Genomic DNA, 23,190 nt, shown 5'->3' on the forward strand with positions numbered 1-23,190 from the left:
AGATCAGGCGCTTTTATTGGAGGTGAGGGCGACAAAAACATCCTCAAGATGCGGCTCTTCGGTTTTGACATCGCGGATTGTGATGCCTGCGGCATGGACCGCCTCAAGGATCACACCCGTGGAGACATCTTTCGGGGAATAGGAAAAGACCAGCGCGCCATCCTTACGGCGGCTTAGGGCCACATGCTGAGGCGCGGCCATCTCGGTGCTTGTATCTTCGGGCAGGATCACAAGCGTCTTGGCATCCATCTGCGCCAGCAGGTTCTCGGTGCGGTCGCGCGCGATGACCTCGCCATGATTGATAATCGCGATCTCGTCGCACATTTCCTCGGCCTCTTCGAGGTAATGGGTTGTCAGGATGATCGTCATGCCGCGTTCCTCATTGAGGCGGCGGATATTGGTCCAGAGCATCTGGCGCAATTCGATATCAACGCCTGCGGTGGGTTCGTCCAAGACAAGGATTTGTGGGTTATGGATCAAAGCTTTACCCAGTAAAAGGCGGCGCCGCATTCCGCCTGAAAGCGTGCGGGCATAGGCCTCGGCCTTATCCTCCAAACCGATCAGGCGCAGCACCTCATCGGTTTTGCGCTGTGCTTTGGGCACGCCATATAGGCCTGCCTGAACCTCCAGCGCGCCGCGCGGGGTGAAGAAGGGATCAAGGTTCAATTCTTGCGGCATCACACCGATGGCGGCACGCGATTGGCGCGGGTTCACATCTTGGTCGAAGCCCCAGATATTCACCTTGCCGCTGGTTTTGGTCACTAGCCCCGCAAGGATATTGATCGTGGTGGATTTGCCAGCGCCATTGGGCCCAAGCAGCCCGAAAATCGAGCCGCGCGGAATGGAAAGATTGATCCCTTTGAGCGCCTCTTTCGGCGCTTCCCGCCGTGAGGCCGCATAGGTCTTGCGCAAATCTGCAAGCTCGATGGCATTTTGTGACGTTTTCACGCTGTTTGACCCTCCCATCGGACTTGCCCGAGCGCGGGCAAACTGCGATATGGGGGCAGACTTACGCCCCAGTTGCGGGCCAGACAAGCGCAAGGACGACCGAAAATGAGTATCGACGCCCCCGAGACCGAGATTGTCACCACTTGGCGCGTTGCCTGTGATGGCGGTGAAGGCGCGCTTGGCCATCCCCGTGTTTGGCTTTCAATCCCGCAGGATACGGGTTCGGTCGAATGCGGCTATTGCGACAAGCGCTTTGTGCATCAATCCTTCGCGGATGACGCCGCAAAAGGCTGATTTTCCTGTCTCGATCTGGGGACGTCCGAAATAATGACAAAACACAGGGTCGCGCTGGCGAGGCGGGCGGGTTAAAACCGTGCGGCACGCGTATCTTTGCGCCATCGGGAGAGTGACATGAGCGAGACCAAATTCGGCAAAGGCAGCCATCTGAGCCTTGTAGACGGGTCCGCCTTCATTTTCCGCGCCTATCACGCGCTGCCACCGCTGACGCGCAAATCCGACGGGCTGCCGATTGGCGCTGTGGCGGGGTTTTGCAATATGATCCACAAGATGATCGAGGCCAATACAGGCCCCGATGCGCCCACCCATGCGGCTGTGGTGTTCGACAAGGGCAGCCATACTTTCCGCAATGACCTCTATGATCTCTACAAGGCCAATCGCGATGAAATGCCTGAGGATCTGCGCCCGCAGATGCCGCTGACGCGTGAGGCGACCCGCGCCTTCAACCTCGCCTGCCTCGAATTGGAGGGCTATGAGGCCGATGATATCATCGCCACCTTGGCCCGTCAGGCACGTGAAGCGGGCGGGCGCTGCACGATTATTTCCTCGGATAAAGACCTGATGCAGCTTGTGGGCGGGGGTGTGGAAATGTTCGACGCCATGAAAAACCTGCGCATTGATCGCGAGGGCGTGGAGGCCAAGTTTGGCGTGGGGCCAGAGCGAGTGATCGACGTGCAGGCTTTGGCGGGCGACTCTGTGGATAACATTCCGGGCGCGCCTGGCATCGGGATCAAGACCGCAGCGCTTTTGATTAATGAATACGGTGACTTGGACACACTTCTTGAACGTGCAGGCGAAATTAAACAGCCAAAACGCCGCGAAACACTTATCCACAATGCCGATCAGATCCGCCTGTCCAAAACGCTCGTCACCCTTGATACGAACACACCGATTGATGTGACGCTTGAAGCGCTGGAAGTGCGCGAGCCCGAGCCTGAAATCCTGTTGGATTTCCTGAGCCGGATGGAGTTTCGCACCCTGACAAAACGCATCTCAGACCAGTTCGGGGTCGAGGCACCCGCCATGCCCGAGCCCGCGATGAAACCCGTCGAAGGGGCAGGCGATGCGCCTGATCTGCCTGAGGCCGCGCCCTTCAGCCATGACGGCTATGAGGTGGTGCGCGATATGGAGGCCTTGCGCGCTTGGATCGCGCGCGCCCATGCCTGCGGCTATGTCGCCGTCGATACCGAGACCACCAGCCTTGACGAGATGAAGGCGAAACTGGTGGGGATCAGCCTGTCCACCGCACCGAATTTGGCCTGCTACATCCCGCTGTTGCACCGTCAGGGCGGTGATGACCTTTTCGGATCGGAGGCTTTGGAAGACGGTCAATTGCCACTGGATGAGGTGCTGGCCGAGATCAAACCGATGCTGGAGGATGCAAGCGTCCTCAAGATCGGGCAGAATATGAAATATGACGCCAAGATTTTCGCGCGCCACGGCGTGGAAGTCGCGCCGATCGATGACACGATGCTGATGTCCTATGCGATGAATGCGGGCCTGCACGGGCATGGGATGAATGCGCTGAGCGAGCGGTATCTGGCGCATGAGCCGATTGCGATTAAGGAATTGATCGGCTCGGGCAAAAGCCAAGTGACCTTTGATCAGGTGAAAATTGCGGATGCAGCCCCCTATGCGGCCGAGGATGCCGATATCACCCTGCGCCTGTGGCAGCGGTTCAAGCCGCAACTCCACCGCGAAAAGGTGACCACGGTTTATGAAACCATGGAGCGGCCCTTGGTGCCTGTTCTGGCGCGTATGGAGATGGCGGGGATCAAAGTGGACCGCGATGTTCTCAGCCGCATGTCCAACAGTTTTGCGCAGAAAATGGCGGGGCTTGAGGCTGAGATCCATGAATTGGCAGGCCGCAGCTTCAATGTCGGCTCGCCCAAGCAATTGGGTGAAATCCTGTTTGATGAAATGGCGCTTGAGGGCGGCAAAAAGGGCAAGACAGGCGCTTATGCGACAGGGGCGGATGTGCTGGAGGATTTGGCAGCGCAAGGCCATGATCTGCCCGCACGCGTGCTGGATTGGCGGGGCCTGTCCAAGCTGAAATCGACCTATACCGATGCGCTGCAGGACCATATCAACCCTGAGACGGGCCGCGTCCATACCAGCTATGTGATCGCGGGGGCTAATACGGGGCGTCTGGCCTCAAGCGATCCGAACTTGCAAAATATCCCCGTCCGCTCCGAAGAAGGCCGCCGCATCCGCGAGGCCTTTATCGCGGATGAAGGTAAGGTCTTGGTCAGCCTTGATTATTCCCAGATCGAATTGCGTATTCTGGCCGATATTGCGGGGATCGACGCGCTGAAACAGGCTTTCCGCGAGGGCCAAGATATTCATGCCGCCACCGCCTCGGAGATGTTCAATGTGCCGCTGGACGAGATGACGCCCGAGGTCCGCCGACAGGCCAAGGCGATCAACTTCGGGGTGATCTACGGCATCTCTGGCTTTGGTCTCAGCCGCAATTTGCGCATTCCACGCGCCGAGGCGCAGGGCTTTATCGACCGCTATTTCGAACGCTTCCCCGGCATCAAGGATTACATGGAGGCGACCAAAGCCTTCGCCAAGGAAAACCATTATGTTCAGACCATGTTCGGGCGCAAAATCCACACGCCCGAGATTAATGCAAAAGGGCCGGGGGCGGGTTTTGCCTATCGCGCCGCGATCAATGCGCCGATCCAAGGCACCGCCGCCGATGTGATCCGCCGCGCGATGATCCGCATGGAGGGGGCGATCAAAGATTTGCCCGCCAAAATGCTGCTGCAGGTCCATGACGAGTTGCTGTTCGAGGTTGATGAGGCCGCGGTTGATACGCTGATCGCGCGGGCGCGCGAGGTGATGGAAGGCGCGGCCGAGCCTGCGGTGAAGCTTTCGGTGCCCTTGACGGTGGATGCGGGCCAAGGTGCCAATTGGGCGCAAGCGCATTGAGCGGGGGTCGCTCCAGACCACGCCCGCGGGCCAAGGTGAATTCCGGCCCGCCGCGCTTGGTGGCCTTCAACAAACCCATGGATGTGCTGAGCCAGTTCACCGATGAGGGCAAATGGCAGGGACTTGGCCATCATCTTGAGATGCCGGGCATGTACCCCGCAGGGCGGTTGGATCGCGACAGCGAAGGGCTTTTGCTGCTGACCAATGATGGCGGTCTGCAAGCGCGCATCACCTCGCCCAAGACGCGCACGCCCAAAACCTATTACGCCCTTGTCGAAGGCGTGCCCGATGAGGTGGCCCTTGAGGCCTTGCGCAATGGCGTGGAGTTGAAAGATGGCCCCACCTTGCGCGCGCAGGCCGAGGCCGTGGAAGCCCCTGATTGGCTCTGGCCGCGCGTGCCGCCTGTGCGGGTGCGCAAATCGATCACCGATAGCTGGATCAAGCTGACCATCTATGAGGGGCGCAACCGACAGGTGCGTCGCATGTGCGCCCATGTGGGATACCCCGTGATCCGCCTGATCCGTTGGCAGGTGGGGGAGTGGTCGCTGGACGGCCTCGCGCCCGGGGAATGGCGTGATCTGGGGGCGTCTTGATGGCTCGGCTTTTTCTGGACAGAGGATAGGCCAAAATCAAAGGGCCCGCGACATGCGCGGGCCCTTTTTAATTCATATGGCAGATGTGGCTTAGGCCAGCATGCCGATCGGGTTTTCCAGATTGTCGACAATGGCTTGCAGCAATTCCGCACCAAGCGCGCCATCGATCACGCGGTGATCAACCGACATGGTCACCGACATCACGGTGGCCACGGCCAATTCACCATCTGCGCCCACGACAGGCTTTTTCACGCCCGCGCCAACAGCCAGAATGGCCCCATGCGGCGGGTTGATCACAGCGTCGAAATTCTCAATCCCGAACATGCCGAGATTGGAGATCGCGAAGCTGCCGCCTGTATATTCATGGGGGGCAAGCTTTTTGTTGCGCGCGCGCCCTGCCAGATCCTTCATCTGTGCCGATAGGGTCGAGAGGGATTTGCTTTCGGCATCCTGCAGGACAGGCGTGAACAGGCCGCCCTCAATCGCGACGGCTACAGCCACATCCGAGGGCTTGAGCCGCAAGATACGGTCACCCGCCCAAACGGCATTTGCTGCAGGCACTTGCTGAAGCGCCAAGGCGCAGGCCTTGATGATGAAATCATTCACCGACAGCTTCACGCCACGCGCTTCCAGCGATGTATTCAACTGGCTGCGGAAGGAGAGAAGCGCGTCCAGTTTGATGTCACGGCGCAGGTAGAAATGCGGGATGGTCTGCTTGGCCTCGGTCAGGCGTGCGGCCACAGTCTTGCGCATGCCATCCAGCGCAATCTCTTCATAGTCGCGGCCTTCATACATGCGGATGACCTGATCAGCGGCGGGGCCTGTTGGCATTGTGGCTTTTGCCGGTGCAGCTGATGGTGCGGCAGGCGCGGTGGCAGTGGCGCTTGTGCCTTCCACATCGGCCTTGATGATCCGACCATGCGGGCCTGAGCCTGCGATCTGGGTCAGATCAATCCCTTTATCCTTAGCGATCCGCCGCGCCAGTGGTGAGGCGAAAACGCGTGTGCCGTCACTGGATTGCGGGGCTGCAGGGGCGGGGGCTGCGGCTGCGGCCGTTGGCGCAGGGGCAGCGGCGGGCGCTGCCTCGGGTGCTTTGGGGGCTTCGGCAGGCGCGGCCACAGGTGCCGCCGACATATCTTCGCCCGCTTCACCAATGATCGCGATGGCTGTGTTGACCTTCACGCCCTCGGTGCCCTCAGCCACAAGGATTTTTCCGATTACACCTTCATCTACGGCCTCGAATTCCATCGTGGCTTTGTCGGTTTCAATCTCGGCCAGAAGGTCGCCCGATTGTACGGTATCGCCCTCCTTGACCAACCATTTCGACAGCGTGCCTTCCTCCATCGTGGGAGACAGGGCTGGCATCAGGATTTCTGTAGGCATCAGCTGCTCTCCTTACCTGTAGGTGACTTTTTTGACTGCATCGATCACTTCCGCGGTCGAGGTCAGAGCCAGTTTTTCAAGGTTTGCTGCATAGGGCATGGGCACGTCCTTGCCTGTGCAATTGATGACGGGAGCGTCGAGATAATCAAACGCGTTTTCCATCAAATAGGCCGAGAGGTGATTGCCGATCGAGGCGACGGGGAAGCCTTCCTCGACGGTGACGCAGCGGTTGGTTTTCATCACAGATGCCAGCAGCGTGTCATAATCGAGCGGGCGCAGGGTGCGCAGGTCAACCACTTCGGCGCTGATGCCGTCCTCGACCAGCTTTTCAGCTGCTTCCAAAGCATAGGTCATCCCGATGCCGAAGCTGACGATGGTCACATCCGTGCCCTCACGCCAGATTTTCGCCTTGCCGAAGGGCACGGTGAAATCATCCATCACAGGCACATCAAAGCTGCGGCCATAGAGGATTTCGTTTTCAAGGAAGATGACAGGGTTCGGGTCACGAATGGCCGTTTTCATCAGGCCTTTCGCATCCGATGCCGAATAAGGCATGACCACCTTCAATCCAGGGATTTGCGCATACCATGCTGCGTAATCCTGCGAATGCTGCGCGCCCACACGGGCGGCGGCGCCATTGGGGCCACGGAACACAATCGGGCAGCCCATCTGGCCGCCTGACATATAAAGCGTCTTGGCGGCGGAGTTGATGATCTGGTCAATCGCCTGCATGGCGAAGTTGAAGGTCATGAACTCGACAATCGGGTTCAATCCACCAAAAGCCGCACCCACACCGATACCTGCAAATCCATGCTCGGTGATGGGGGTGTCGATCACGCGTTTTGCGCCGAATTCGTCCAGAAGACCTTGGGAGATTTTATAGGCGCCCTGATATTCGGCCACCTCTTCACCCATGAGGAAGACGTTTTCATTGCCGCGCATTTCTTCGGCCATGGCGTCGCGCAGCGCTTCGCGCACTGTGGTTTGCTTGACCTCGGTGCCCTCGGGCCAGTCCAGCTCAACGCCTTTGGCGATAGGTGCTGCAGGGGCGGGGCTGGCGGCAACGGGTGCGGCCGCGGGCTCGGCGGCTGCCGGCGCTTCCGTCGGGGCCTCTGCTGGTGCAGCGGCTGCGGCCGCCGACATGTCTTCGCCAACTTCGCCGATGATGGCGATGGCGGTGTTCACTTTCACCCCTTCGGTGCCTTCGGCGATCAGGATTTTGCCAATCACGCCTTCATCTACGGCCTCGAATTCCATCGTGGCTTTGTCGGTTTCGATTTCAGCGATGATATCGCCTGATTGAACGGTATCGCCTTCCTTGACCATCCATTTGGACAGGGTGCCTTCTTCCATTGTCGGAGAGAGGGCGGGCATAAGAATTTCAATAGCCATTGGTGGTGTCTCCCCTCAAGCGCTCGTTGGCGCGTCGGCGTAAATATCGGTCCAAAGTTCGCTGAGCGCAGGCTCGGGGCTTTCCTTGGAGAATTCCGCCGCCTCATTGACGATTGCCTTGATCTCCTTGTCGATCGCTTTGAGATCATCCTCGGAGGCATGGCCGCCTGTCAGCAACATCTGGCGCACATGTTCGATTGCATCGCGCTTCTCGCGCATTTCCTGCACCTCTTCGCGGGTGCGGTATTTCGCAGGGTCCGACATGGAGTGGCCGCGATAGCGATAGGTCTTTACCTCAAGGATATAAGGCCCTTTGCCCTCGCGGCAGTAGGCAACGGCGCGTTCGCCCGCTTCCTTGACGGCCAGAACATCCATTCCGTCCACTTCCTCGCCCTTGATCCCATAGGCCGCGCCGCGTTCCCACAGGCTTGGCGATTTGGTTGAGCGCTGGACCGATGTGCCCATGGCGTATTGGTTATTCTCGATTACGAAGATCACGGGCAGGGACCATAGCTCGGCCATGTTATAGGTCTCATAGACTTGGCCTTGGTTGGCTGCACCATCACCGAAATAGGTGAAGGTGACGCGGCCATTGCCCTTGTATTTATCCGCGAAGGCCAAGCCCGCGCCAAGCGGGACTTGGGCTGCCACAATGCCATGGCCGCCATAGAAATGCTTCTCCGTGGAGAACATATGCATGGAGCCGCCTTTGCCTTTGGAAAAGCCGCCCTCGCGCCCTGTCAATTCGGCCATGATGCCCTTGGGGTCCATGCCGCAGGCCAGCATATGGCCATGATCGCGATAGGAGGTGATGCGCTTGTCGCCTTCCTCGGCGGCGGCTTCCAAGCCGACCACAACGGCCTCTTGGCCGATATAGAGGTGGCAGAACCCGCCGATCAGGCCCATGCCATAAAGCTGGCCTGCCTTTTCCTCGAATCTGCGGATCAGCAGCATTTCACGGTAATATTCTTTCAGCTCATCTGCAGAAACATTTGGTTTTGCAGCAGATTTCGCCACGGGCTTCTTTGCGGCCATGCCGGTCACTCCTCCCAGCTCAACTAGATAGTTTAACGTTGAACTATCTCTTATCAGAGAGCTGCAAAGAATGCACCCATGCAAATTATCGGATGGTGCAATTTGAGAGATAATACCAATTTACGGGGGATTTGAGCAATGGAATTGCTCAATTAGCGGGCATTTTACCCGAGTAGATTAGGTTTAGGGGATGACGATTTCGTCGGCGCGGACATAACCCAAAATCTCGCGCGCTTGTTCGTCCAGCAGGTCGAGATCAAGGAAATCATCCGACAGGCGGCGGGTCAGAATTTCCATCCGCTCGGTCTGTGCCTGCAATTGCGCCAGCTCCAAGCGCAGCTCATCTGCTTCGGCATCAACCTGAATACGGCTGAACAGCCCGTAATCCCCTTGCACAGCGGCAAAGGTGAAATAGGCCCCCACCATCAGGAGCGCCAAGGGGAGAATAACCCCAGAAAGGGAGCGTTTACGCGTCATGGAACCGTTCAACTGCCTCAACTCAGCCCGCATCTTACGACGGGTCAGGACAATAGATTCGCACATCCCGAATCAAATGTGAATCCCCTGAATTCAAAAAGAGAATCGAGCGGCCTATCTTGTTGCTTGAGGGCTGATTTAGCCGAGTGCGGCAACGCCTGGCAGGGTTTTGCCTTCCATCCATTCAAGGAAAGCCCCGCCCGCGGTGGAGATATAAGTAAACTGCGCGGCAGCGCCTGCCTTGTTCAATGCAGCCACGGTATCGCCGCCGCCTGCGACCGAAATCAGCGCGCCTTTGGCGGTTTGATCGGCTGCGGCTTTCGCGGCGGCATTGGTGGCCGTGTCGAAAGGCGCGATCTCGAATGCGCCAAGCGGGCCGTTCCAGACAACTGTCTTGGCGGTCTCAAACGCGGCCTCGATCCGTGCGACCGTTTGGGGCCCTGCATCAAGGATCATGGCATCGGCGGGAACTTCATCGGTGCCTACCACCTCGGAGGCTGCACCTTCCTTGAATTCGCGGGCGATGACGACATCTGTCGGCAGCAAAATCTCGCAGCCACATGCATTTGCTTTGGCCGTGATCTCGCGCGCGGTATCGGCCAGATCATGCTCGCAAAGCGATTTGCCGACATCTACGCCTTGGGCGGCAAGGAATGTATTGGCCATGCCCCCGCCGATCACCAGCATATCGACCTTGTCGATCAGATTGCCCAAGAGATCGAGCTTGGTGGACACTTTGGCCCCGCCGACAACCGCGACCACGGGGCGGGCAGGGGTGCCAAGCGCGGCATCGAGTGCTTTGAGTTCGGCCTCCATCAAACGCCCCGCGCAAGAGGGCAAGAGATGCGCGACCCCTTCCGTTGAGGCATGCGCGCGATGTGCTGCCGAGAAGGCATCATTGCAAAACACATCCCCCAGAGAGGCAAGGAAGGCCGCCATTTGCGGATCATTGGCTTCTTCCATAGGGGTGAAGCGGGTGTTTTCGACGAGCACGACACTGCCTTCGGGCAGGGCGGCGATCTCGTCGCGCGAGGGGCGTTCGATGAAGTTGACGGATTGTCCAAGCGCGGCTTCCAATGCGGGAAGGGTGATGCGCAGGCTCATCTCGGGCACGGGTTTGCCTTTGGGGCGGCCGAAATGGGCCAGAAGAACAGGTTTGCCGCCCTTGGAAAGGATATCGGTGATGGTTGGCACGATCCGTTCGATCCGCGTGGCATCTGTTACCTTGCCAGCCTCGACCGGCACGTTGATATCCACACGTGTGAGCACGATTTTTCCAGCAAGATCGAGATCATCGAGGGTTTTCCAAGTCATCTGAGGCTCCGTCAGGTTTGCTTTGCGCGGGTGTTATCACGGGAAAGGGCCGCTCGGCGAGAGGCAGGAGGAGGGATTTCGTATTTGTAGAAAAGTGAAAGGGCCGGAACAATTTGATCTAAACTGTTCCGGCCCTGTTCATGAGTGTCCTGTCTTGCGCGGCTTAGAGCAATTTGCCCATGGCAACGGCCGTATCGGCCATGCGGTTCGAGAAGCCCCATTCATTGTCATACCAGCTTAGGATGCGACACATATTGCCATCCATTACCTTGGTCTGATCGAGATGGAAGATCGAGGAGCGTGGATCATGGTTGAAATCCATCGAGACATTCGGCTGGTCGGTGACGCCCAGAATGCCTTTGAGCGGGCCTTCGGCGGCTGCGGTGACGGCGGCGTTGATTTCCTCGACGCTTGTGTCGCGGGTCGCCTCAAACGTCAGGTCAACCACCGAGACATTTGGTGTGGGCACACGGATTGCCACGCCATCGAGCTTGCCGTTCAATTCGGGAAGAACAAGGCCCACGGCACGGGCGGCGCCCGTTGATGTGGGGATCATGCTCATGGCGGCGGCACGGGCGCGGTAGAGGTCTTTATGCATCGTATCCAGCGTGGGCTGGTCGCCCGTATAGCTGTGGATCGTGGTCATGAAGCCGCGCTTGATGCCGATGGCATTATTGATCGCGAAAGCCACAGGGCTGAGGCAATTGGTGGTGCAGGAGGCGTTTGATACGATCAGGTCATCTTTGGTCAGCGTGTCATGGTTCACACCATAAACGATGGTTTTATCAGCCCCATTTGACGGCGCGGAGACCAGAACGCGGCTGGCCCCGTTTTCCAGATGGATCGCGGCTTTGGCCTTATCGGTGAAGATGCCCGTGCATTCGAGCACGATATCCACATGCGCCCAAGGCAGCTCGTCTGGGTTGCGGATGGCAGTCACTTCGATTGGGCCGCGGCCCACATCAATGGTGCTGGCCGTGGTTGTCACCTCGGCAGGGAAGCGGCCATGGACACTGTCAAAGCGCAGCAAATGCGCGTTTGTCTCAACCGGTCCGAGATCATTGATCGCGACGACCTCAATGTCGGTCCGTCCCGATTCAATGATGGCGCGCAGAACATTGCGTCCGATCCGTCCGAACCCGTTAATGGCGACTTTGACGGTCATGCTACCCTCCTGATGGTATGGCTTTCTGTAAATTAGACGTCGCAATACAGCCAATTCTCTCAATAAAATCAGCTTTGTTAGCGGTAACGCCTTCTAACATATCTTTAGAGGAAGGGAAGGGGGCAAAACGGCAATTTCTTCGGAAAACGCGGGTCTTTAACGCCAGAAGGCCAGCCATTCCAGAATGCGCAGGAAGTGGCGGCCAACAAGAATGGGCAGATCAATATCGAGGAAGAGCGCATCTGCCACGAAAATCGCGACGATGATCCCCCCAATCCACAATGCCAATGTATTTGTCATGCGGGTCTTTTAGCGCCGATCTGAAGACTGCGAAAGGCGCAATGACCGCTCAGTGAAGCAGACGCCCCATCGCGGCAGAGACATCGGCCATACGTGCCGAGAAGCCCCATTCATTGTCATACCATGCCAGCACACGCACCGTGCGCCCGCCAACAACCTTGGTCTGATCTGGTGCGAAGATCGAGGAATAGGATGTGTGGTTGAAATCGATCGAGACCTTTGGTTCGGGATCATAGGCAAGGACCGAGCCCATATGGCCGGCTGCCGCTTCACGCATGATCTCGTTCACATCATCGGCGGTAACGTCTTTGCCAGCCTCGAAGGTCAGGTCAACACAAGACACATTCGGTGTGGGCACCCGCATTGCGGTTCCGTCAAGGCGGCCTTCCATCTCGGGCAGAACCTCTTTCAGGGCTTTGGCAGCGCCTGTCGAGGTGGGGATCATGGCCATGGCGGCGGCCCTTGCGCGGTAGAGGTCGCTATGGCGGCGGTCCAGTGTGGGTTGATCGCCTGTATAGCTGTGGATCGTCGTCATGATACCGCGCTCAATCCCGATGGCATCATTGAGAACCTTGGCGAGGGGGGCGAGGCAATTGGTTGTGCAGGACCCGTTCGAGACGACCTCATGCGAGCTGCGGAGATCGCGGTGGTTCACGCCGTAGACGACAGTTTTATCGGCGTTCTTCGCAGGGGCTGAGACGAGCACCCGCTTGGCACCGCGTGTCAGATGCACTGCGGCGGCCTCACGCTCGTTGAATTTACCCGTGCATTCAAGCACGACATCGCAGCCTTCCCAATCTAGCTCGGCAGGATCATAGCTGGAGAAGACCTTGATCGGTCCGCGGCCCAAATCCATCTCATCGCCCGAGATGCGAATGTCGCTACCAAAGCGGCCATGCACGGAGTCGTATTTCAACAGATGGGCATTGGTTTCGATCGGGCCTGTGGCGTTGAGCTTGACCACTTGAACGTCATTGCGCGCGGCCTCGGTGATATGCGCCAAGGTGCAGCGCCCGATCCGTCCAAAGCCGTTGATGCCGATGGTGATGGTCATGATCTGTATCTCCGCGAGTTTGGGCCGTCTCAATCCCCAGCTTGCATACAGGGGCCCGCCCCAATCGAAAAGATAAAAAGCGCATGTTTTTCAATATGTTGGCGCAAACATTCGGTGTTGGCGCTAACGGGTTGCGGTGTGGGGTGGCGTGGCTATGCTCGGGCAGGGGTTTTAGGAGATCAGAATTATGAGCGGTTTACTGGCATTGCTGGATGATGTGGCGGGGATCGCCAAAGTCGCGGCCTCCTCGGTGGATGATGTTGTCGGACAGGCGGCCAAAGCAGGGGCCAAAGCGGCAGGCGCAGTGATCGATGATGCAGCGGTCACACCCAAATATGTGCAGGGCTTTGAGGCCAAGCGCGAATTGCCGATTGTTTGGAAAATCGCGCGGGCATCAATCTTTAACAAACTGGTAATCCTGCTTCCCATTGCCTTGCTGTTATCGGCCTTCGCCCCTTGGGGTATACCGCCGCTTTTGATGCTTGGCGGGGCCTATCTGTGTTATGAAGGCGCTGAAAAGATCTGGCATGCAATGGTGCCCGTGCATGAGTTGGACAAGCCCATAGATGAAGGCTTGGCAGATGCTGCGCATCTCGAAGAGGAAAAGGTCAAAGGCGCGATCAAGACGGATTTCATTCTATCCGCCGAGATCATGACGATTGCGCTGGCGGCATTGGAAACGGATTCGATTGTTTTCGAGGCGGCCGCGCTTGCGATTGTGGCGATCGGGATCACGGTTTTGGTCTATGGCTCGGTCGCAGCCATCGTGAAAGCCGATGATATCGGGCTCCATATGGCGGGGGAAGGGCGTTTGGCCCTGACCCGAAAGCTGGGGCAAGCGATTGTGCGTGGCATGCCGGGGTTTCTTAAATGGCTGACCATTGTCGGCACAGCCGCCATGCTTTGGGTCGGCGGCTCGATCATCGTGCATAGCTTGGCCGAATTGGGCTGGCACGCGCCTGAGGATATCATCCACCATGCAGCGGATCTCGTTGCGCATGCGCTGCCGATGCAATTGGCGGGCTTTGCCGAATGGGCTACAAAAGCCGTGATTGACGGTATTTTGGGATTGGCCTTGGGGCTCTGCCTCATCCCAGTTGTGGCATGGGGGCTGACGCCAGTGATGAAGGCGCTTGGGCTCGGTGGCAAATCGGCACATTGAAGTAAGGTAAGGGATGGAGGCTCTGCCCCCAGACGCAAAATGCGTCTTCCCCCGAAGTATTTGTGAAGCAAAGATCGGAAGACACAGTTTCTTAACCAAGCGGCGTTACTCCTGCGGTTGCGGTACAGGCGGAGGCGCCGATGGCCGTAAACGAAGAAACCCCCGTTGGCTTTGCGCCATCGGGGGTATTCTTTGTTTTCAAAATACCTCGGGGGAGGCGGCGTAGCCGGCGGGGGCAGAGCCCCCACCGCGTCGCATTACAACATCGCTTTGGCAGTTGCCGCGATATTCTCGCTTGTTATGCCGAAATGGGTATAGAGCTCACCCGCTGGTGCAGAGGCACCAAAGCTCGACATTCCAACGAATGCGGCCTTCTTCTCTCGACCACGCTCGCCCAGAAGCCAGCGATCCCAGCCTTGGCGCACAGCCGCCTCGACGCCGACGCGTACGGGGCCCGCAGGCAGCACACGTTTGCGGTAGGCCTCATCCTGCTCAGCAAACAACTCCATCGATGGCATGGACACCACGCGGGTGCCGATCCCCTCAGCTTGCAGCGCCTCGCGGGCGGCCATCGCGATTTCCACCTCGGAGCCTGTCGCGATCAGGATCACCTGACGCTTGCCCTCGGCCTCGGCAAGAATATAGGCGCCTTGCGAGACAAGGTTCTTGGTCTGGTGCTTGACGCGTTGTGTGGCCAGATTTTGACGTGTGAGCGCAAGGACCGACGGGCGGTCCTTCTGGGTAAGAGCCACTTCCCAAGCCTCTGCCGTCTCAACGGCATCGCAGGGACGCAGCACCAAGCAATTGGGTGTCGCGCGCATCATCGCCAGATGCTCGACGGGTTGGTGGGTTGGGCCATCCTCGCCCACACCAATGCTGTCATGCGTCATGACATATTGCACATTGATCCCCATCAAGGCCGAAAGGCGCATCGCGGGGCGCGCATAATCGGTGAAGGTGAAGAATGTGCCGCTATAGGGGCGCACGCCGCCATGGAGGGCCAAGCCGTTCATTGCGGCGGCCATGCCGTGCTCACGAATGCCGTAATGCACGAAACGTCCTTTGCGGTTTTCAGGTGTGAAAATCCCCATATCTGCCGTCAGCGTGTTGTTGGACCCCGTCAAATCCGCCGAGCCGCCCATGGTTTCAGGCAGAACAGGGTTGATTGCGGCCAAAGCCATTTCGCTTGCCTTACGGGTCGCAACCTTAGGCTGGCCCTCAGACACGGATTTCTTCAGCGCTTTGATGGTTGCCGAAAGCTTTTTGGGCATTTCGCCTGCAAAGGCGCGAGTGAACTCGGCCTGTTTGCTATCGGACAGAGTTGCGAAACCCGCTTCCCATTCGGCGCGTGCGGCACTGCCTTTGGCGCCGATCGCTTCCCATTGCGATTTGAGATCAGCGGGGATTTCAAAGGCAGGCGCGGTCCAGCCATAGGCGGCTTTGGTATCTGCAACGACGGTCGGGTCGGTCAAAGCACCATGGCCCTTGGACGTGTCCTGTGCGGCCGAGCCGATGGCGATATGTGTTTTACAGGCAATCATGGCAGGGCGCGGGCTGGCCTTGGCCGCGACAATCGCCGCGTCAATGGCGACGGGGTCATGCCCGTCGCATTCAAACACATCCCAACCCGACGCCTTGAAGCGCGCAACCTGATCGGTGCGGTCCGACATATCAACGGTGCCGTCGATTGTGATGTTGTTATTGTCCCAGAACACGATCAGGCGGCTCAGCTCATGGCGGCCTGCAAGCCCGATGGCTTCCTGACTGATGCCTTCCATCAAGCAACCGTCACCCGCCATGCAATAGGTATAATGGTCAATGACCTTCTTGCCCCATTTCGCGCGCAAGAACTCCTCGGCCATGGCAAAGCCCACGGAATTGGCGATGCCTTGGCCAAGCGGGCCAGTTGTTGTTTCAACGCCGTCGACATGGCCGTATTCGGGGTGGCCTGCCGTGATCGCGCCCAATTGGCGGAAATTCTTGATCTGCTCCAAGGTCATCTGCTCATAGCCTGTGAGGTAGAGCAGCGAATAGATCAGCATCGAGCCGTGACCGGCCGAGAGGATGAAACGGTCACGATTGGGCCAATTAGGAGCCTTTGCATCAAAGTTGAGATGCTTTTCAAAAAGAACCGTTGCAACATCCGCCATACCCATGGGCATACCGGAATGGCCGGAATTGGCCGCAGCGACGGCATCAAGTGTCAGCGTGCGAATGCAGGCGGCACGGCGCCAATGCTCTGGATTGCGGGCGGCGAGGGCAGTCAGGTCCATTGTCGAATTTCCTTTGAGGCAGCATCTTGTTAGGCGGGGTGATAGCAGGGCCGCCAATAAGTGCAAGCTGGCGCAGGCCTGCTTGGGCGCTTGGTTGGGGAAAAATCGCGCTCAAAAGGGGGGATTGCTTGGAAATGGTTGCAAAATCAGTCTGGATGGGATTCGCTATAGACGTGCCGCGCAGGCGCGTGGCCTTGCGTGAAACCGACAATATTGGAGCAGCGCAAAGCTGCCTGACAACATAAGGGCGGACCGAGCAATGAGCGATCCGGCAACATTTGAGAAAATCACCGCACTTGAAGGACGGCTTGCTGTCGCATTGGAGAGGATTTCCCAAGCTGTAACAGAGGGATCGGCTCCGGCCAGTGATCCGGCTGAGCTTGCGCAAATCAAGGCCGAGCTAGAGGCGGAAACAAAGACCCGTAAAGAGATTGCTGAGCAACTCAAAGCGATAGAAGCGGCGCGTCAGGCTGATCGTGAAGAGGCGGCCCGTCAGAGTAAGGCTGCAGACGATAAGGCCGAGAAGCTGGCTGCGGAATTGGAAGCGCTGAAATCTGCCAAGGCCGCGGCCCCTTCTCAAGCTGATACTGCCGAGAGTGCCACCAGCGATGACGCCTCCTCCGAGGGGGAATTGCTGATCCTGCGTCGCCGTGCTGCGCGCTTGCGCGAAGAACGCAATGAAGCCCGCCGCGAGCGCGATGAAGCGCGCGATGAGTTGGACGAGATCGCTGCCCGCACCACAGGGGATGCGATTGAGGAAACCGCGCGTGTTGCGGGCCTTTTGGAACAGATGCAGGCAATGAAAGCAGCTAATGCCAGTCTGACTGACGTGCTGGAAGAGATGCGCAGCGCTGCTGGCGCGCCGGATGAAGAACTGGCAACAGCCGGGCTCGAGGCCGAATTGGCCGCGCTGAAAGCGGAACGCGCTGCTGAGGTAGAAGAGTTGAATGAAATTTTGGTTGAGCTTCGGCCAATCCCAAGGGGAGGAGTAGCCTGATGCCCGAATTGATCATCAAAATTGGCGGGCGTGATTTCCCCGTGGCCTGTCAAGAAGGCGAAGAGCCGTTCCTGCAATCTGCGGCAGGGATGCTCGACAATGAGGCCGCTGTGATTTTGGGGCAAGTGGGGCGGATGCCTGCGGAGCGGATGCTTTTGATGGCGGGCTTGATGCTGGCCGATAAGACCGCCGCTTTGGAAGAAGATCTGCTCAGCGCCAATGAAAAACTGGCCCAGATAGAGCAAACATTGACAGCGGCCGAAGAACGTTTGGCGGATCGTTCGCGCAGGATTGCCGAGTTGGAACAGGCCGCCCCGCCCGCGCAGGTTACTGTCATTCCCGATCAGGTCACCGATGGGCTGTCCGAGTTGGCGGCCCGTGCCGAGGCTTTGGCCGAGCGGCTGGAAGCAGATAGCGCCTGATAGGCGGCGCGCCTAGCTTGTCTTGAACACAGGGCCAAGCAGGCGGGCCGCTTCCGCATTCGGATCGGCAAGCTTTGCGCGATCTTCCCCTGGATAGAAGCGTGCGCGCACGGCCGTGGGCATTGCGGCTGGCTTGAGCAAATGCACCTCAGGCCCGCTTTTGATGTTTTCTTCCTGCCAGCTTGCAATCAGGGCGCGCTGGGCGGCTTTGGACATTGCATAGCCGCCTGCGAATTTGGTGTCCCAATCATCATCAAAGAAAACGGCCCTCGCCTGATCCGAGGGCGCGATCAGCGGATCAACCATGCTGATCAAACGCGAAAACGCACGGATATTGGTGGCGATCACCTTATCTAGGTCTTTGGCGGTCAGATGCGGGGCAGGGGTCAGGGCGCTGACATGGATGGCGGAATGAACCCAGATATCGGCTTTGCCCCAACGGTCATGGATCGAGCGGCACAGATGCGCCATGGCGGCGTCATTGGTGACATCCATCGGGGCAAGCGTGGCAGCCCCGCCTGCGGCCTGAATGCGATCATCAAGTTCTTCCAGCCCGCCTGTGGTGCGTGCGACAGCCACAACATGGGCGCCGCGCTCGGCCAACCATAGCGCGCTTGCTGCTCCGATCCCGCGCGAGGCGCCGGTGACCAGAGCGATCTGTCCATCAAGTATCTTTTTCATGGCGCCCTCATGGCCCGCGAATTCGCAATTGGCAAGCCTTCCTGTAGCGCAGCTTGCTTGACTTTAAAGGTTAGGCAAGGTCAAAGATCGTATCGACGCATCGCTATGCGAAGAAAGAACATCTCGATGAAAGAGGACAGATAATGACCCGTGCCCAGACTTTGAGCCAAGCTCTTCCCGGACAAGACAGCATGCTGCGCAAGGCGCTGCTGGTGATCGGAGGCTCGGCCTTCATCGCAATCGCTGCGCAGATCTCGGTGCCTATGTTCCCCGTGCCGATGACACTCCAGACCCTCGCGATCCTGATGGTGGGCTTCGCTTATGGCTCGCGCCTCGGGGCGGCGACCCTTCTGGCCTATATCGCACAAGGCGCCGCTGGCCTGCCTGTTTTCGCAGGCGGATTGAGCACAATGGCGCTGGTTGGCCCGACTGCAGGCTTCCTGATCGGTTTCGTTGCCATGGCGTGGCTTGCTGGTTTCGCGGCTGAGCGTGGCTTGGCGCGCGGCTTTATCGGCACGGCGCTGACAGCCATCGTAGCCTCGGCCATCATCTACATTCCCGGCGTTGCATGGCCGATGTTCGTCTCCTCCGCCATCGGCATTGAGGCAGGCTGGGTCGGCTTGGGTGCAAGCTCGGTATGGGCAGGCTTTGTTGCCCCCTTCCTGATCGGTGATGCGGTCAAGGCGGTTCTCGCGGCCCTGATCGTGACAGGCGCATGGAAAGTGCTCAAGCGCGGCTAATTTAGCCAGCCCCTAGAAGATACGAAAAACGCCGCTCCGAAAGGGGCGGCGTTTTGCATTTGGAGATATGGATGCGTGACCGTGCCGTCACGCCGCGCCTGTTACTCGGCAGGCTCTTTCATCTTGAAACCCTTCGCCATCATATCGGTCGGATTGACGGGGTATTCGCCTGAGAAACAGGCATCGCAATAGCGCGGGTTCTTTGCGTCACGGCCATTGGCCTCGCCTGCTGCGCGGTACAGGCCGTCCAGCGAGACAAAGCGCAGGCTGTCCACACCCAGATGGCGGCGCATCTCGTCTTCGGTCATGGTGGCGGCCAGCAGCTTGTCGCGCTGTGGCGTGTCGACACCGTAGAAACAGGGCCATGCCGTGGGCGGGCTTGCGATGCGGAAATGCACTTCGGCCGCGCCCGCATCCAAGATCATCTGTTTGATCTTCTGGCTGGTGGTGCCGCGCACAACGGAATCATCCACAAGGATCACCCGCTTGCCCTCAATCAGCGCGCGATTGACATTGAGCTTGAGGCGCACACCCATATTGCGGATCTGCTCGGTCGGCTCGATGAAGGTGCGGCCCATATATTGGTTGCGGATAATACCCATCCCGAAGGGGATGCCACTTTCAAACGCATAGCCGATCGCCGCAGGCGTGCCGCTATCGGGCACGGGGCAGACCAGATCGGCATCCACAGGGGCTTCGCGGGCCAATTCCACACCGATCTGGCGGCGCGTTTCATAGACGGAACGCCCGCCAAGGATGCTGTCAGGCCGCGAGAAATAGACATGTTCGAAAATACAGAAACGGGGTTTCTTGGGCTCGAAAGGCATATAGCTCTCGATGCCCTGCTCGGTGATCACCACCATTTCACCAGGCTCGACCTCACGAACGAATTCCGCGCCGATGATATCAAGCGCGCAGGTCTCGGAGGAGAGCGCCCAACCATCGCCGACCTTGCCCAGAACCAACGGGCGCACGCCAAGCGGGTCGCGCACACCCATCAGTTTCGTGCGCGTCATCGCTACAACCGAGAAGGCACCTTCAACGCGGCGCAGCGCGTCTTTCATGCGTTCGGGAATGGTCTTTTGGTAGCTGCGCGCCATCAGATGAATGATGCATTCCGAATCCGAGGATGACTGGAAGATCGAGCCGCGCCCGATCAATTCGCGGCGCAGTTCATCGGCATTTACGATATTGCCATTATGCGCAATCGCGGCACCACCCATGGCAAATTCGCCAAAGAAGGGCTGGACATCGCGGATCGCGGTCGCCCCTTTGGAACCGGCCGTGGAATAGCGGACATGCCCGATCGAGATTGAGCCGGGCAGGGTTTCCATCAGCTTTTGCGAGGTGAAATTATCGCGGACATAGCCAAAGCGTCGGGCCGATTGGAAACCCGCTTCGGGGTCATGCGTAACGATCCCCCCCGCTTCCTGACCGCGATGCTGCAAGGCATGCAGGCCAAGGGCTACGAAATTTGCCGCATCCGTGACCCCTACGACACCGAAGACACCGCATTCTTCATGCAATTTGTCACCGTCGACCGGATCAAAGGGATGGGATGGAAACCGAGCGTCATTGGCAGCGTCGGAATTATGCATCAGGTGCGCTCCTGCAGGCGTCAGGATGAGCCGCCGAATCCCATCGGCCGCTTTCGAGTTCCGTGTAGGACAACACGGGCGCGGTGTCACGCCCGCTGTTACCTCTTCGTTACATTTCCTGACAGCTTAGCCGTCGCTGCTTGGTGTTTGGGCAGCAGGCGTCTCATCAGGCAGATCGCAAGTGCCGATCAATTGCTCATAGCGCTGCAAAATCCAGCCTGGCGCGTCTTCTGGGATTTGCTCGTCGATGGAGCCTTGCGCTTGCCCGAAGATCATCGCGGTGCGGCTCTCGGAGACCATCGCGATCGGCTCGGAGCCTGCCACGCGGTCATAGGCCACAAGCGCCACAACAACCAATAGCACGCCGCGCAACACGCCGAAGAAAAAGCCAAGCCCTGCATCAAGGCCACCAATGGCCGAGCGTTGGATGGCCGAAGAAAACAGAGGCGTGAACAAGGACACGATCACCAAGGCGATGGCAAAGACCGCCGCGAAGGCAAGGATGATCGCCAATTCACAGCTTTCGCCGACGAAATCGCCCACAACGGGAATTTCACCGATCAAAGGCGACGCGGCAGGCGCAAAGAGAAAGGCCAGAATGGCGGCCACGACCCATCCTGCGATCGACATGATCTCGCGCACGAAGCCTCGCGAATAGGCGAGAATGGCCGATATCACGATGACGGCTGCGACGATGCCGTCGATGATTGTGAAGCCTTCCATGCGTATCCCCGTTTTCGTTCGGACCTATTCGGCCCCGAATGTTTCACCCACGAAGCGTGTCAAATCTGGCATCAAATCCAGCTTCATGCCCGCTCCATCCCCGAATTTGCACCCTTGGGGTGCGATGGCGCTGGTGAAACCAAGTTTCTGCGCTTCTTTCAACCTGTTTTCGGCCTGAGAGACAGGACGAAGGGCCCCAGACAGGCTTAATTCGCCAAAAATCACCGATGTGGCGGGCAAAGCAGCATCTTCGCGCGCCGAAAGAAGGGCGGCGGCCACGGCCAGATCGGCGGCGGGCTCGCTGATGCGCATGCCGCCTGCAATATTGAGATAGACATCCAGACCCGCAAAAGAGATGCCGACGCGCGCCTCCAGAACCGCCAAGATCATCGACAAGCGCCCGCTATCCCAGCCCACCACCGCGCGGCGCGGCTGGCTGAGCGAGGAGGGTGCGACCAAGGCCTGAATTTCGACCAGCACGGGGCGGGTGCCCTCCATGCCTGCGAACACCACAGATCCCGGCGCGGGCGTGTCACGGTCGGTCAGAAACAGGGCCGAGGGGTTGGGCACTTGCGCCAAGCCCGCGCCCGTCATCTCAAACACGCCGATCTCGTCTGCGGGGCCAAAGCGGTTCTTGACCGAACGCAGGATGCGGAATTGATGGCCGCGCTCGCCCTCGAAATAAAGCACGGTATCGACCATATGCTCGACCACGCGCGGGCCTGCGATCTGGCCCTCTTTGGTGACATGGCCAACCAAAACAATCGCTACGCCGCGCTGTTTGGCAAAACTGACCAATTCATGGGCCGAGGCGCGGACCTGACTGACCGAGCCGGGCGCGCTGTCGACGGTATCGAGCCACATCGTTTGGATTGAGTCGATGATCGCCAGATCGGGGCGTTCCTCATCCAAGGTGGTCAGGATATCGCGCAGATTGGTTTCGGCGGCCAGTTTGACCTGCGCATCGCCCAAGCCAAGCCGCTGCGCGCGCATGCGTACTTGGGCGGTCGCTTCTTCGCCTGAGACATAAATGACCTTCATACCCTGTTTGGCAAAGCTGGCCGCTGCCTGCAAAAGCAGCGTGGATTTCCCGATACCAGGATCGCCGCCCACAAGCGTGGCTGAGGCAGGCACCAAGCCGCCGCCAAAGACGCGGTCCAACTCGTCCATCCCTGAGCCGCTGCGCGGGGGCGGGGCTTCTTCGGTGGCCAGATCGCTGAGCGCCATCTTGCGCCCTTTGGCAGCGCCCAAGCCCGACTTCTTCGGCCCCGCAGATAGAGGGGCTTCTTCCTGTATCGAATTCCATTCGCCACAGCCATCACAGCGCCCCGACCATTTCTTATGGGTGGTGCCGCAGGCCGAGCAGATGAATTGGATCACAGGTTTTGCCATGGTCTTGGATTACCCCGACTGGCGGAGTTGTGCCACAGCCGATTTTGGTGGCCGTGAGTCGCAATTCGCAGCTCCGATTCTAATGAGATTCGGCGCGAAAGTTGAAAAATTGGCATCTTTAAGGGGTGGTGTGACCCTCTTTCGACGAAAAAATGTCCGAAATGTGGCACGAAAAACCACGCTTTCTGTAGCGGGTGGCGATTTGGCGAACCACAATCTGTTGTGGATCGCCCGAAAATATAGGCCTTTCGCTCAGGTCGCTTTGCGAGCTGCGCCACAAAATTTACTTTGATTTCGGCGCGTAACTTGT

22 protein-coding genes are annotated in these 23,190 nt (G+C 58.6%); 8 read left to right on the top strand and 14 right to left on the bottom strand.

All coding sequences use genetic code 11. From position 1 onward, the window contains the following. Nucleotides 1-3 precede the first annotated feature (3 nt). Entirely contained in the window at nt 4-966 is a 963-nt protein-coding gene (locus ACTYEO_RS07325; protein ID WP_449323072.1) for an ABC transporter ATP-binding protein, read from the bottom strand. A gap of 87 nt (nt 967-1,053) precedes the next feature. Between ACTYEO_RS07325 and ACTYEO_RS07330 the strand changes: the two genes are divergently transcribed. From ACTYEO_RS07330 to ACTYEO_RS07340, 3 genes are all read left to right on the top strand, one after another. Beyond that, a complete protein-coding gene (locus tag ACTYEO_RS07330) occupies nt 1,054-1,242 on the top strand; it encodes a zinc-finger domain-containing protein (protein ID WP_449323073.1) in 189 nt (62 codons plus the stop codon). A 117-nt stretch (nt 1,243-1,359) separates the two neighbouring features. Continuing rightward, a complete protein-coding gene (gene polA, locus ACTYEO_RS07335) occupies nt 1,360-4,179 on the top strand; it encodes a DNA polymerase I (protein ID WP_449323074.1) in 2,820 nt (939 codons plus the stop codon). Next, nucleotides 4,176-4,772, top strand: coding sequence for a pseudouridine synthase (locus ACTYEO_RS07340; RefSeq protein ID WP_449323075.1), 597 nt, complete (start codon nt 4,176-4,178; stop codon nt 4,770-4,772). The genes polA and ACTYEO_RS07340 overlap by 4 nt, the downstream gene beginning before the upstream one ends. Nucleotides 4,773-4,862: 90 nt before the next feature. On the opposite strand, the gene ACTYEO_RS07345 is transcribed toward ACTYEO_RS07340, so the two are convergent. The 8 genes from ACTYEO_RS07345 to gap (ACTYEO_RS07380) form a co-directional block, all read right to left on the bottom strand. Beyond that, nucleotides 4,863-6,155: a pyruvate dehydrogenase complex dihydrolipoamide acetyltransferase gene (locus tag ACTYEO_RS07345; RefSeq protein ID WP_449323076.1), complete on the bottom strand. Its 1,293-nt coding sequence runs from the start codon at nt 6,153-6,155 to the stop codon at nt 4,863-4,865. 12 nt (nt 6,156-6,167) lie between these two features. Beyond that, nucleotides 6,168-7,547, bottom strand: a complete 1,380-nt coding sequence (locus ACTYEO_RS07350; RefSeq protein WP_449323077.1) for a pyruvate dehydrogenase complex E1 component subunit beta — start codon at nt 7,545-7,547, stop codon at nt 6,168-6,170. Between the two features lie 15 nt (nt 7,548-7,562). Next, entirely contained in the window at nt 7,563-8,582 is a 1,020-nt protein-coding gene (gene pdhA / locus ACTYEO_RS07355; protein ID WP_449323078.1) for a pyruvate dehydrogenase (acetyl-transferring) E1 component subunit alpha, read from the bottom strand. Nucleotides 8,583-8,765: 183 nt separating this feature from the next. Further along, on the bottom strand, nt 8,766-9,059 hold the full coding sequence (locus ACTYEO_RS07360; RefSeq protein ID WP_449323079.1) for an FtsB family cell division protein: 294 nt from the start codon (nt 9,057-9,059) through the stop codon (nt 8,766-8,768). A gap of 138 nt (nt 9,060-9,197) precedes the next feature. Further along, nucleotides 9,198-10,373: a phosphoglycerate kinase gene (locus ACTYEO_RS07365; RefSeq protein WP_449323080.1), complete on the bottom strand. Its 1,176-nt coding sequence runs from the start codon at nt 10,371-10,373 to the stop codon at nt 9,198-9,200. A 163-nt stretch (nt 10,374-10,536) separates the two neighbouring features. Beyond that, nucleotides 10,537-11,538 carry a type I glyceraldehyde-3-phosphate dehydrogenase gene (gene gap / locus ACTYEO_RS07370; RefSeq protein ID WP_449323081.1) on the bottom strand — a complete coding sequence of 334 codons (1,002 nt, stop codon included), beginning with the start codon at nt 11,536-11,538 and terminating at the stop codon, nt 10,537-10,539. 156 nt (nt 11,539-11,694) lie between these two features. Next, a complete protein-coding gene (locus ACTYEO_RS07375; RefSeq protein ID WP_449323082.1) occupies nt 11,695-11,838 on the bottom strand; it encodes a hypothetical protein in 144 nt (47 codons plus the stop codon). Nucleotides 11,839-11,887: 49 nt separating this feature from the next. Next, nucleotides 11,888-12,892, bottom strand: coding sequence for a type I glyceraldehyde-3-phosphate dehydrogenase (gene gap / locus ACTYEO_RS07380; protein WP_449323083.1), 1,005 nt, complete (start codon nt 12,890-12,892; stop codon nt 11,888-11,890). 187 nt (nt 12,893-13,079) lie between these two features. Between gap (ACTYEO_RS07380) and ACTYEO_RS07385 the strand changes: the two genes are divergently transcribed. Beyond that, nucleotides 13,080-14,054 (top strand): DUF808 domain-containing protein, encoded by a 975-nt coding sequence (locus tag ACTYEO_RS07385; protein WP_449323084.1) that lies wholly within the window; start codon nt 13,080-13,082, stop codon nt 14,052-14,054. A 257-nt stretch (nt 14,055-14,311) separates the two neighbouring features. Here ACTYEO_RS07385 and tkt read toward each other — a convergent pair whose 3' ends face one another. Further along, nucleotides 14,312-16,327, bottom strand: a complete 2,016-nt coding sequence (gene tkt, locus ACTYEO_RS07390) for a transketolase (RefSeq protein WP_449323085.1) — start codon at nt 16,325-16,327, stop codon at nt 14,312-14,314. Nucleotides 16,328-16,586: 259 nt separating this feature from the next. Here tkt and ACTYEO_RS07395 point away from each other — a divergent pair, with 259 nt between their 5' ends. Together ACTYEO_RS07395 and ACTYEO_RS07400 are read left to right on the top strand one after the other, a co-directional pair. Next, complete coding sequence (locus ACTYEO_RS07395; protein WP_449323086.1) at nt 16,587-17,324, top strand: hypothetical protein; 738 nt, start codon at nt 16,587-16,589, stop codon at nt 17,322-17,324. Beyond that, a complete protein-coding gene (locus tag ACTYEO_RS07400; protein ID WP_449323087.1) occupies nt 17,324-17,746 on the top strand; it encodes a cell division protein ZapA in 423 nt (140 codons plus the stop codon). The genes ACTYEO_RS07395 and ACTYEO_RS07400 overlap by 1 nt, the downstream gene beginning before the upstream one ends. Nucleotides 17,747-17,758: 12 nt before the next feature. Here ACTYEO_RS07400 and ACTYEO_RS07405 read toward each other — a convergent pair whose 3' ends face one another. After that, nucleotides 17,759-18,427, bottom strand: a complete 669-nt coding sequence (locus tag ACTYEO_RS07405; RefSeq protein ID WP_449323088.1) for an SDR family NAD(P)-dependent oxidoreductase — start codon at nt 18,425-18,427, stop codon at nt 17,759-17,761. A 143-nt stretch (nt 18,428-18,570) separates the two neighbouring features. On the opposite strand from ACTYEO_RS07405, the gene ACTYEO_RS07410 reads away from it, so the two are divergent. After that, nucleotides 18,571-19,167: a biotin transporter BioY gene (locus ACTYEO_RS07410; protein ID WP_449323089.1), complete on the top strand. Its 597-nt coding sequence runs from the start codon at nt 18,571-18,573 to the stop codon at nt 19,165-19,167. 101 nt (nt 19,168-19,268) lie between these two features. Here ACTYEO_RS07410 and purF read toward each other — a convergent pair whose 3' ends face one another. From purF to radA, 3 genes are all read right to left on the bottom strand, one after another. Next, a complete protein-coding gene (gene purF / locus ACTYEO_RS07415; protein ID WP_449323090.1) occupies nt 19,269-20,765 on the bottom strand; it encodes an amidophosphoribosyltransferase in 1,497 nt (498 codons plus the stop codon). 126 nt (nt 20,766-20,891) lie between these two features. After that, the gene (locus tag ACTYEO_RS07420) at nt 20,892-21,488 is read right to left on the bottom strand and encodes a CvpA family protein (RefSeq protein WP_449323091.1); all 597 of its coding nucleotides are present in this window, start codon (nt 21,486-21,488) and stop codon (nt 20,892-20,894) included. Nucleotides 21,489-21,512: 24 nt separating this feature from the next. Continuing rightward, nucleotides 21,513-22,880: a DNA repair protein RadA gene (radA, locus tag ACTYEO_RS07425; RefSeq protein ID WP_449323092.1), complete on the bottom strand. Its 1,368-nt coding sequence runs from the start codon at nt 22,878-22,880 to the stop codon at nt 21,513-21,515. Between radA and ACTYEO_RS07430 the strand changes: the two genes are divergently transcribed. After that, nucleotides 22,855-23,172, top strand: coding sequence for a hypothetical protein (locus ACTYEO_RS07430; RefSeq protein WP_449323093.1), 318 nt, complete (start codon nt 22,855-22,857; stop codon nt 23,170-23,172). The genes radA and ACTYEO_RS07430 overlap by 26 nt on opposite strands. Nucleotides 23,173-23,190 lie beyond the last annotated feature (18 nt).

This window comes from Rhodophyticola sp. SM2404 (genome assembly GCF_053570515.1).

What these genes read in the sequence shown, in the direction of transcription:
- purF (WP_449323090.1), bottom strand. Translation starts at nt 20,765, where the DNA reads ATGCATAATTCCGACGCTGCCAATGACGCTCGGTTTCCATCCCATCCC.
- ACTYEO_RS07325 (WP_449323072.1), bottom strand. Translation starts at nt 966, where the DNA reads ATGGGAGGGTCAAACAGCGTGAAAACGTCACAAAATGCCATCGAGCTT.
- ACTYEO_RS07405 (WP_449323088.1), bottom strand. Translation starts at nt 18,427, where the DNA reads ATGAAAAAGATACTTGATGGACAGATCGCTCTGGTCACCGGCGCCTCG.
- ACTYEO_RS07330 (WP_449323073.1), top strand. Translation starts at nt 1,054, where the DNA reads ATGAGTATCGACGCCCCCGAGACCGAGATTGTCACCACTTGGCGCGTT.
- ACTYEO_RS07395 (WP_449323086.1), top strand. Translation starts at nt 16,587, where the DNA reads ATGAGCGATCCGGCAACATTTGAGAAAATCACCGCACTTGAAGGACGG.
- ACTYEO_RS07350 (WP_449323077.1), bottom strand. Translation starts at nt 7,547, where the DNA reads ATGGCTATTGAAATTCTTATGCCCGCCCTCTCTCCGACAATGGAAGAA.
- tkt (WP_449323085.1), bottom strand. Translation starts at nt 16,327, where the DNA reads ATGGACCTGACTGCCCTCGCCGCCCGCAATCCAGAGCATTGGCGCCGT.
- ACTYEO_RS07360 (WP_449323079.1), bottom strand. Translation starts at nt 9,059, where the DNA reads ATGACGCGTAAACGCTCCCTTTCTGGGGTTATTCTCCCCTTGGCGCTC.
- ACTYEO_RS07345 (WP_449323076.1), bottom strand. Translation starts at nt 6,155, where the DNA reads ATGCCTACAGAAATCCTGATGCCAGCCCTGTCTCCCACGATGGAGGAA.
- ACTYEO_RS07410 (WP_449323089.1), top strand. Translation starts at nt 18,571, where the DNA reads ATGACCCGTGCCCAGACTTTGAGCCAAGCTCTTCCCGGACAAGACAGC.
- ACTYEO_RS07375 (WP_449323082.1), bottom strand. Translation starts at nt 11,838, where the DNA reads ATGACAAATACATTGGCATTGTGGATTGGGGGGATCATCGTCGCGATT.
- ACTYEO_RS07400 (WP_449323087.1), top strand. Translation starts at nt 17,324, where the DNA reads ATGCCCGAATTGATCATCAAAATTGGCGGGCGTGATTTCCCCGTGGCC.
- gap (WP_449323081.1), bottom strand. Translation starts at nt 11,538, where the DNA reads ATGACCGTCAAAGTCGCCATTAACGGGTTCGGACGGATCGGACGCAAT.
- radA (WP_449323092.1), bottom strand. Translation starts at nt 22,880, where the DNA reads ATGGCAAAACCTGTGATCCAATTCATCTGCTCGGCCTGCGGCACCACC.
- ACTYEO_RS07385 (WP_449323084.1), top strand. Translation starts at nt 13,080, where the DNA reads ATGAGCGGTTTACTGGCATTGCTGGATGATGTGGCGGGGATCGCCAAA.
- ACTYEO_RS07365 (WP_449323080.1), bottom strand. Translation starts at nt 10,373, where the DNA reads ATGACTTGGAAAACCCTCGATGATCTCGATCTTGCTGGAAAAATCGTG.
- ACTYEO_RS07420 (WP_449323091.1), bottom strand. Translation starts at nt 21,488, where the DNA reads ATGGAAGGCTTCACAATCATCGACGGCATCGTCGCAGCCGTCATCGTG.
- pdhA (WP_449323078.1), bottom strand. Translation starts at nt 8,582, where the DNA reads ATGGCCGCAAAGAAGCCCGTGGCGAAATCTGCTGCAAAACCAAATGTT.
- ACTYEO_RS07430 (WP_449323093.1), top strand. Translation starts at nt 22,855, where the DNA reads ATGAATTGGATCACAGGTTTTGCCATGGTCTTGGATTACCCCGACTGG.
- gap (WP_449323083.1), bottom strand. Translation starts at nt 12,892, where the DNA reads ATGACCATCACCATCGGCATCAACGGCTTTGGACGGATCGGGCGCTGC.
- polA (WP_449323074.1), top strand. Translation starts at nt 1,360, where the DNA reads ATGAGCGAGACCAAATTCGGCAAAGGCAGCCATCTGAGCCTTGTAGAC.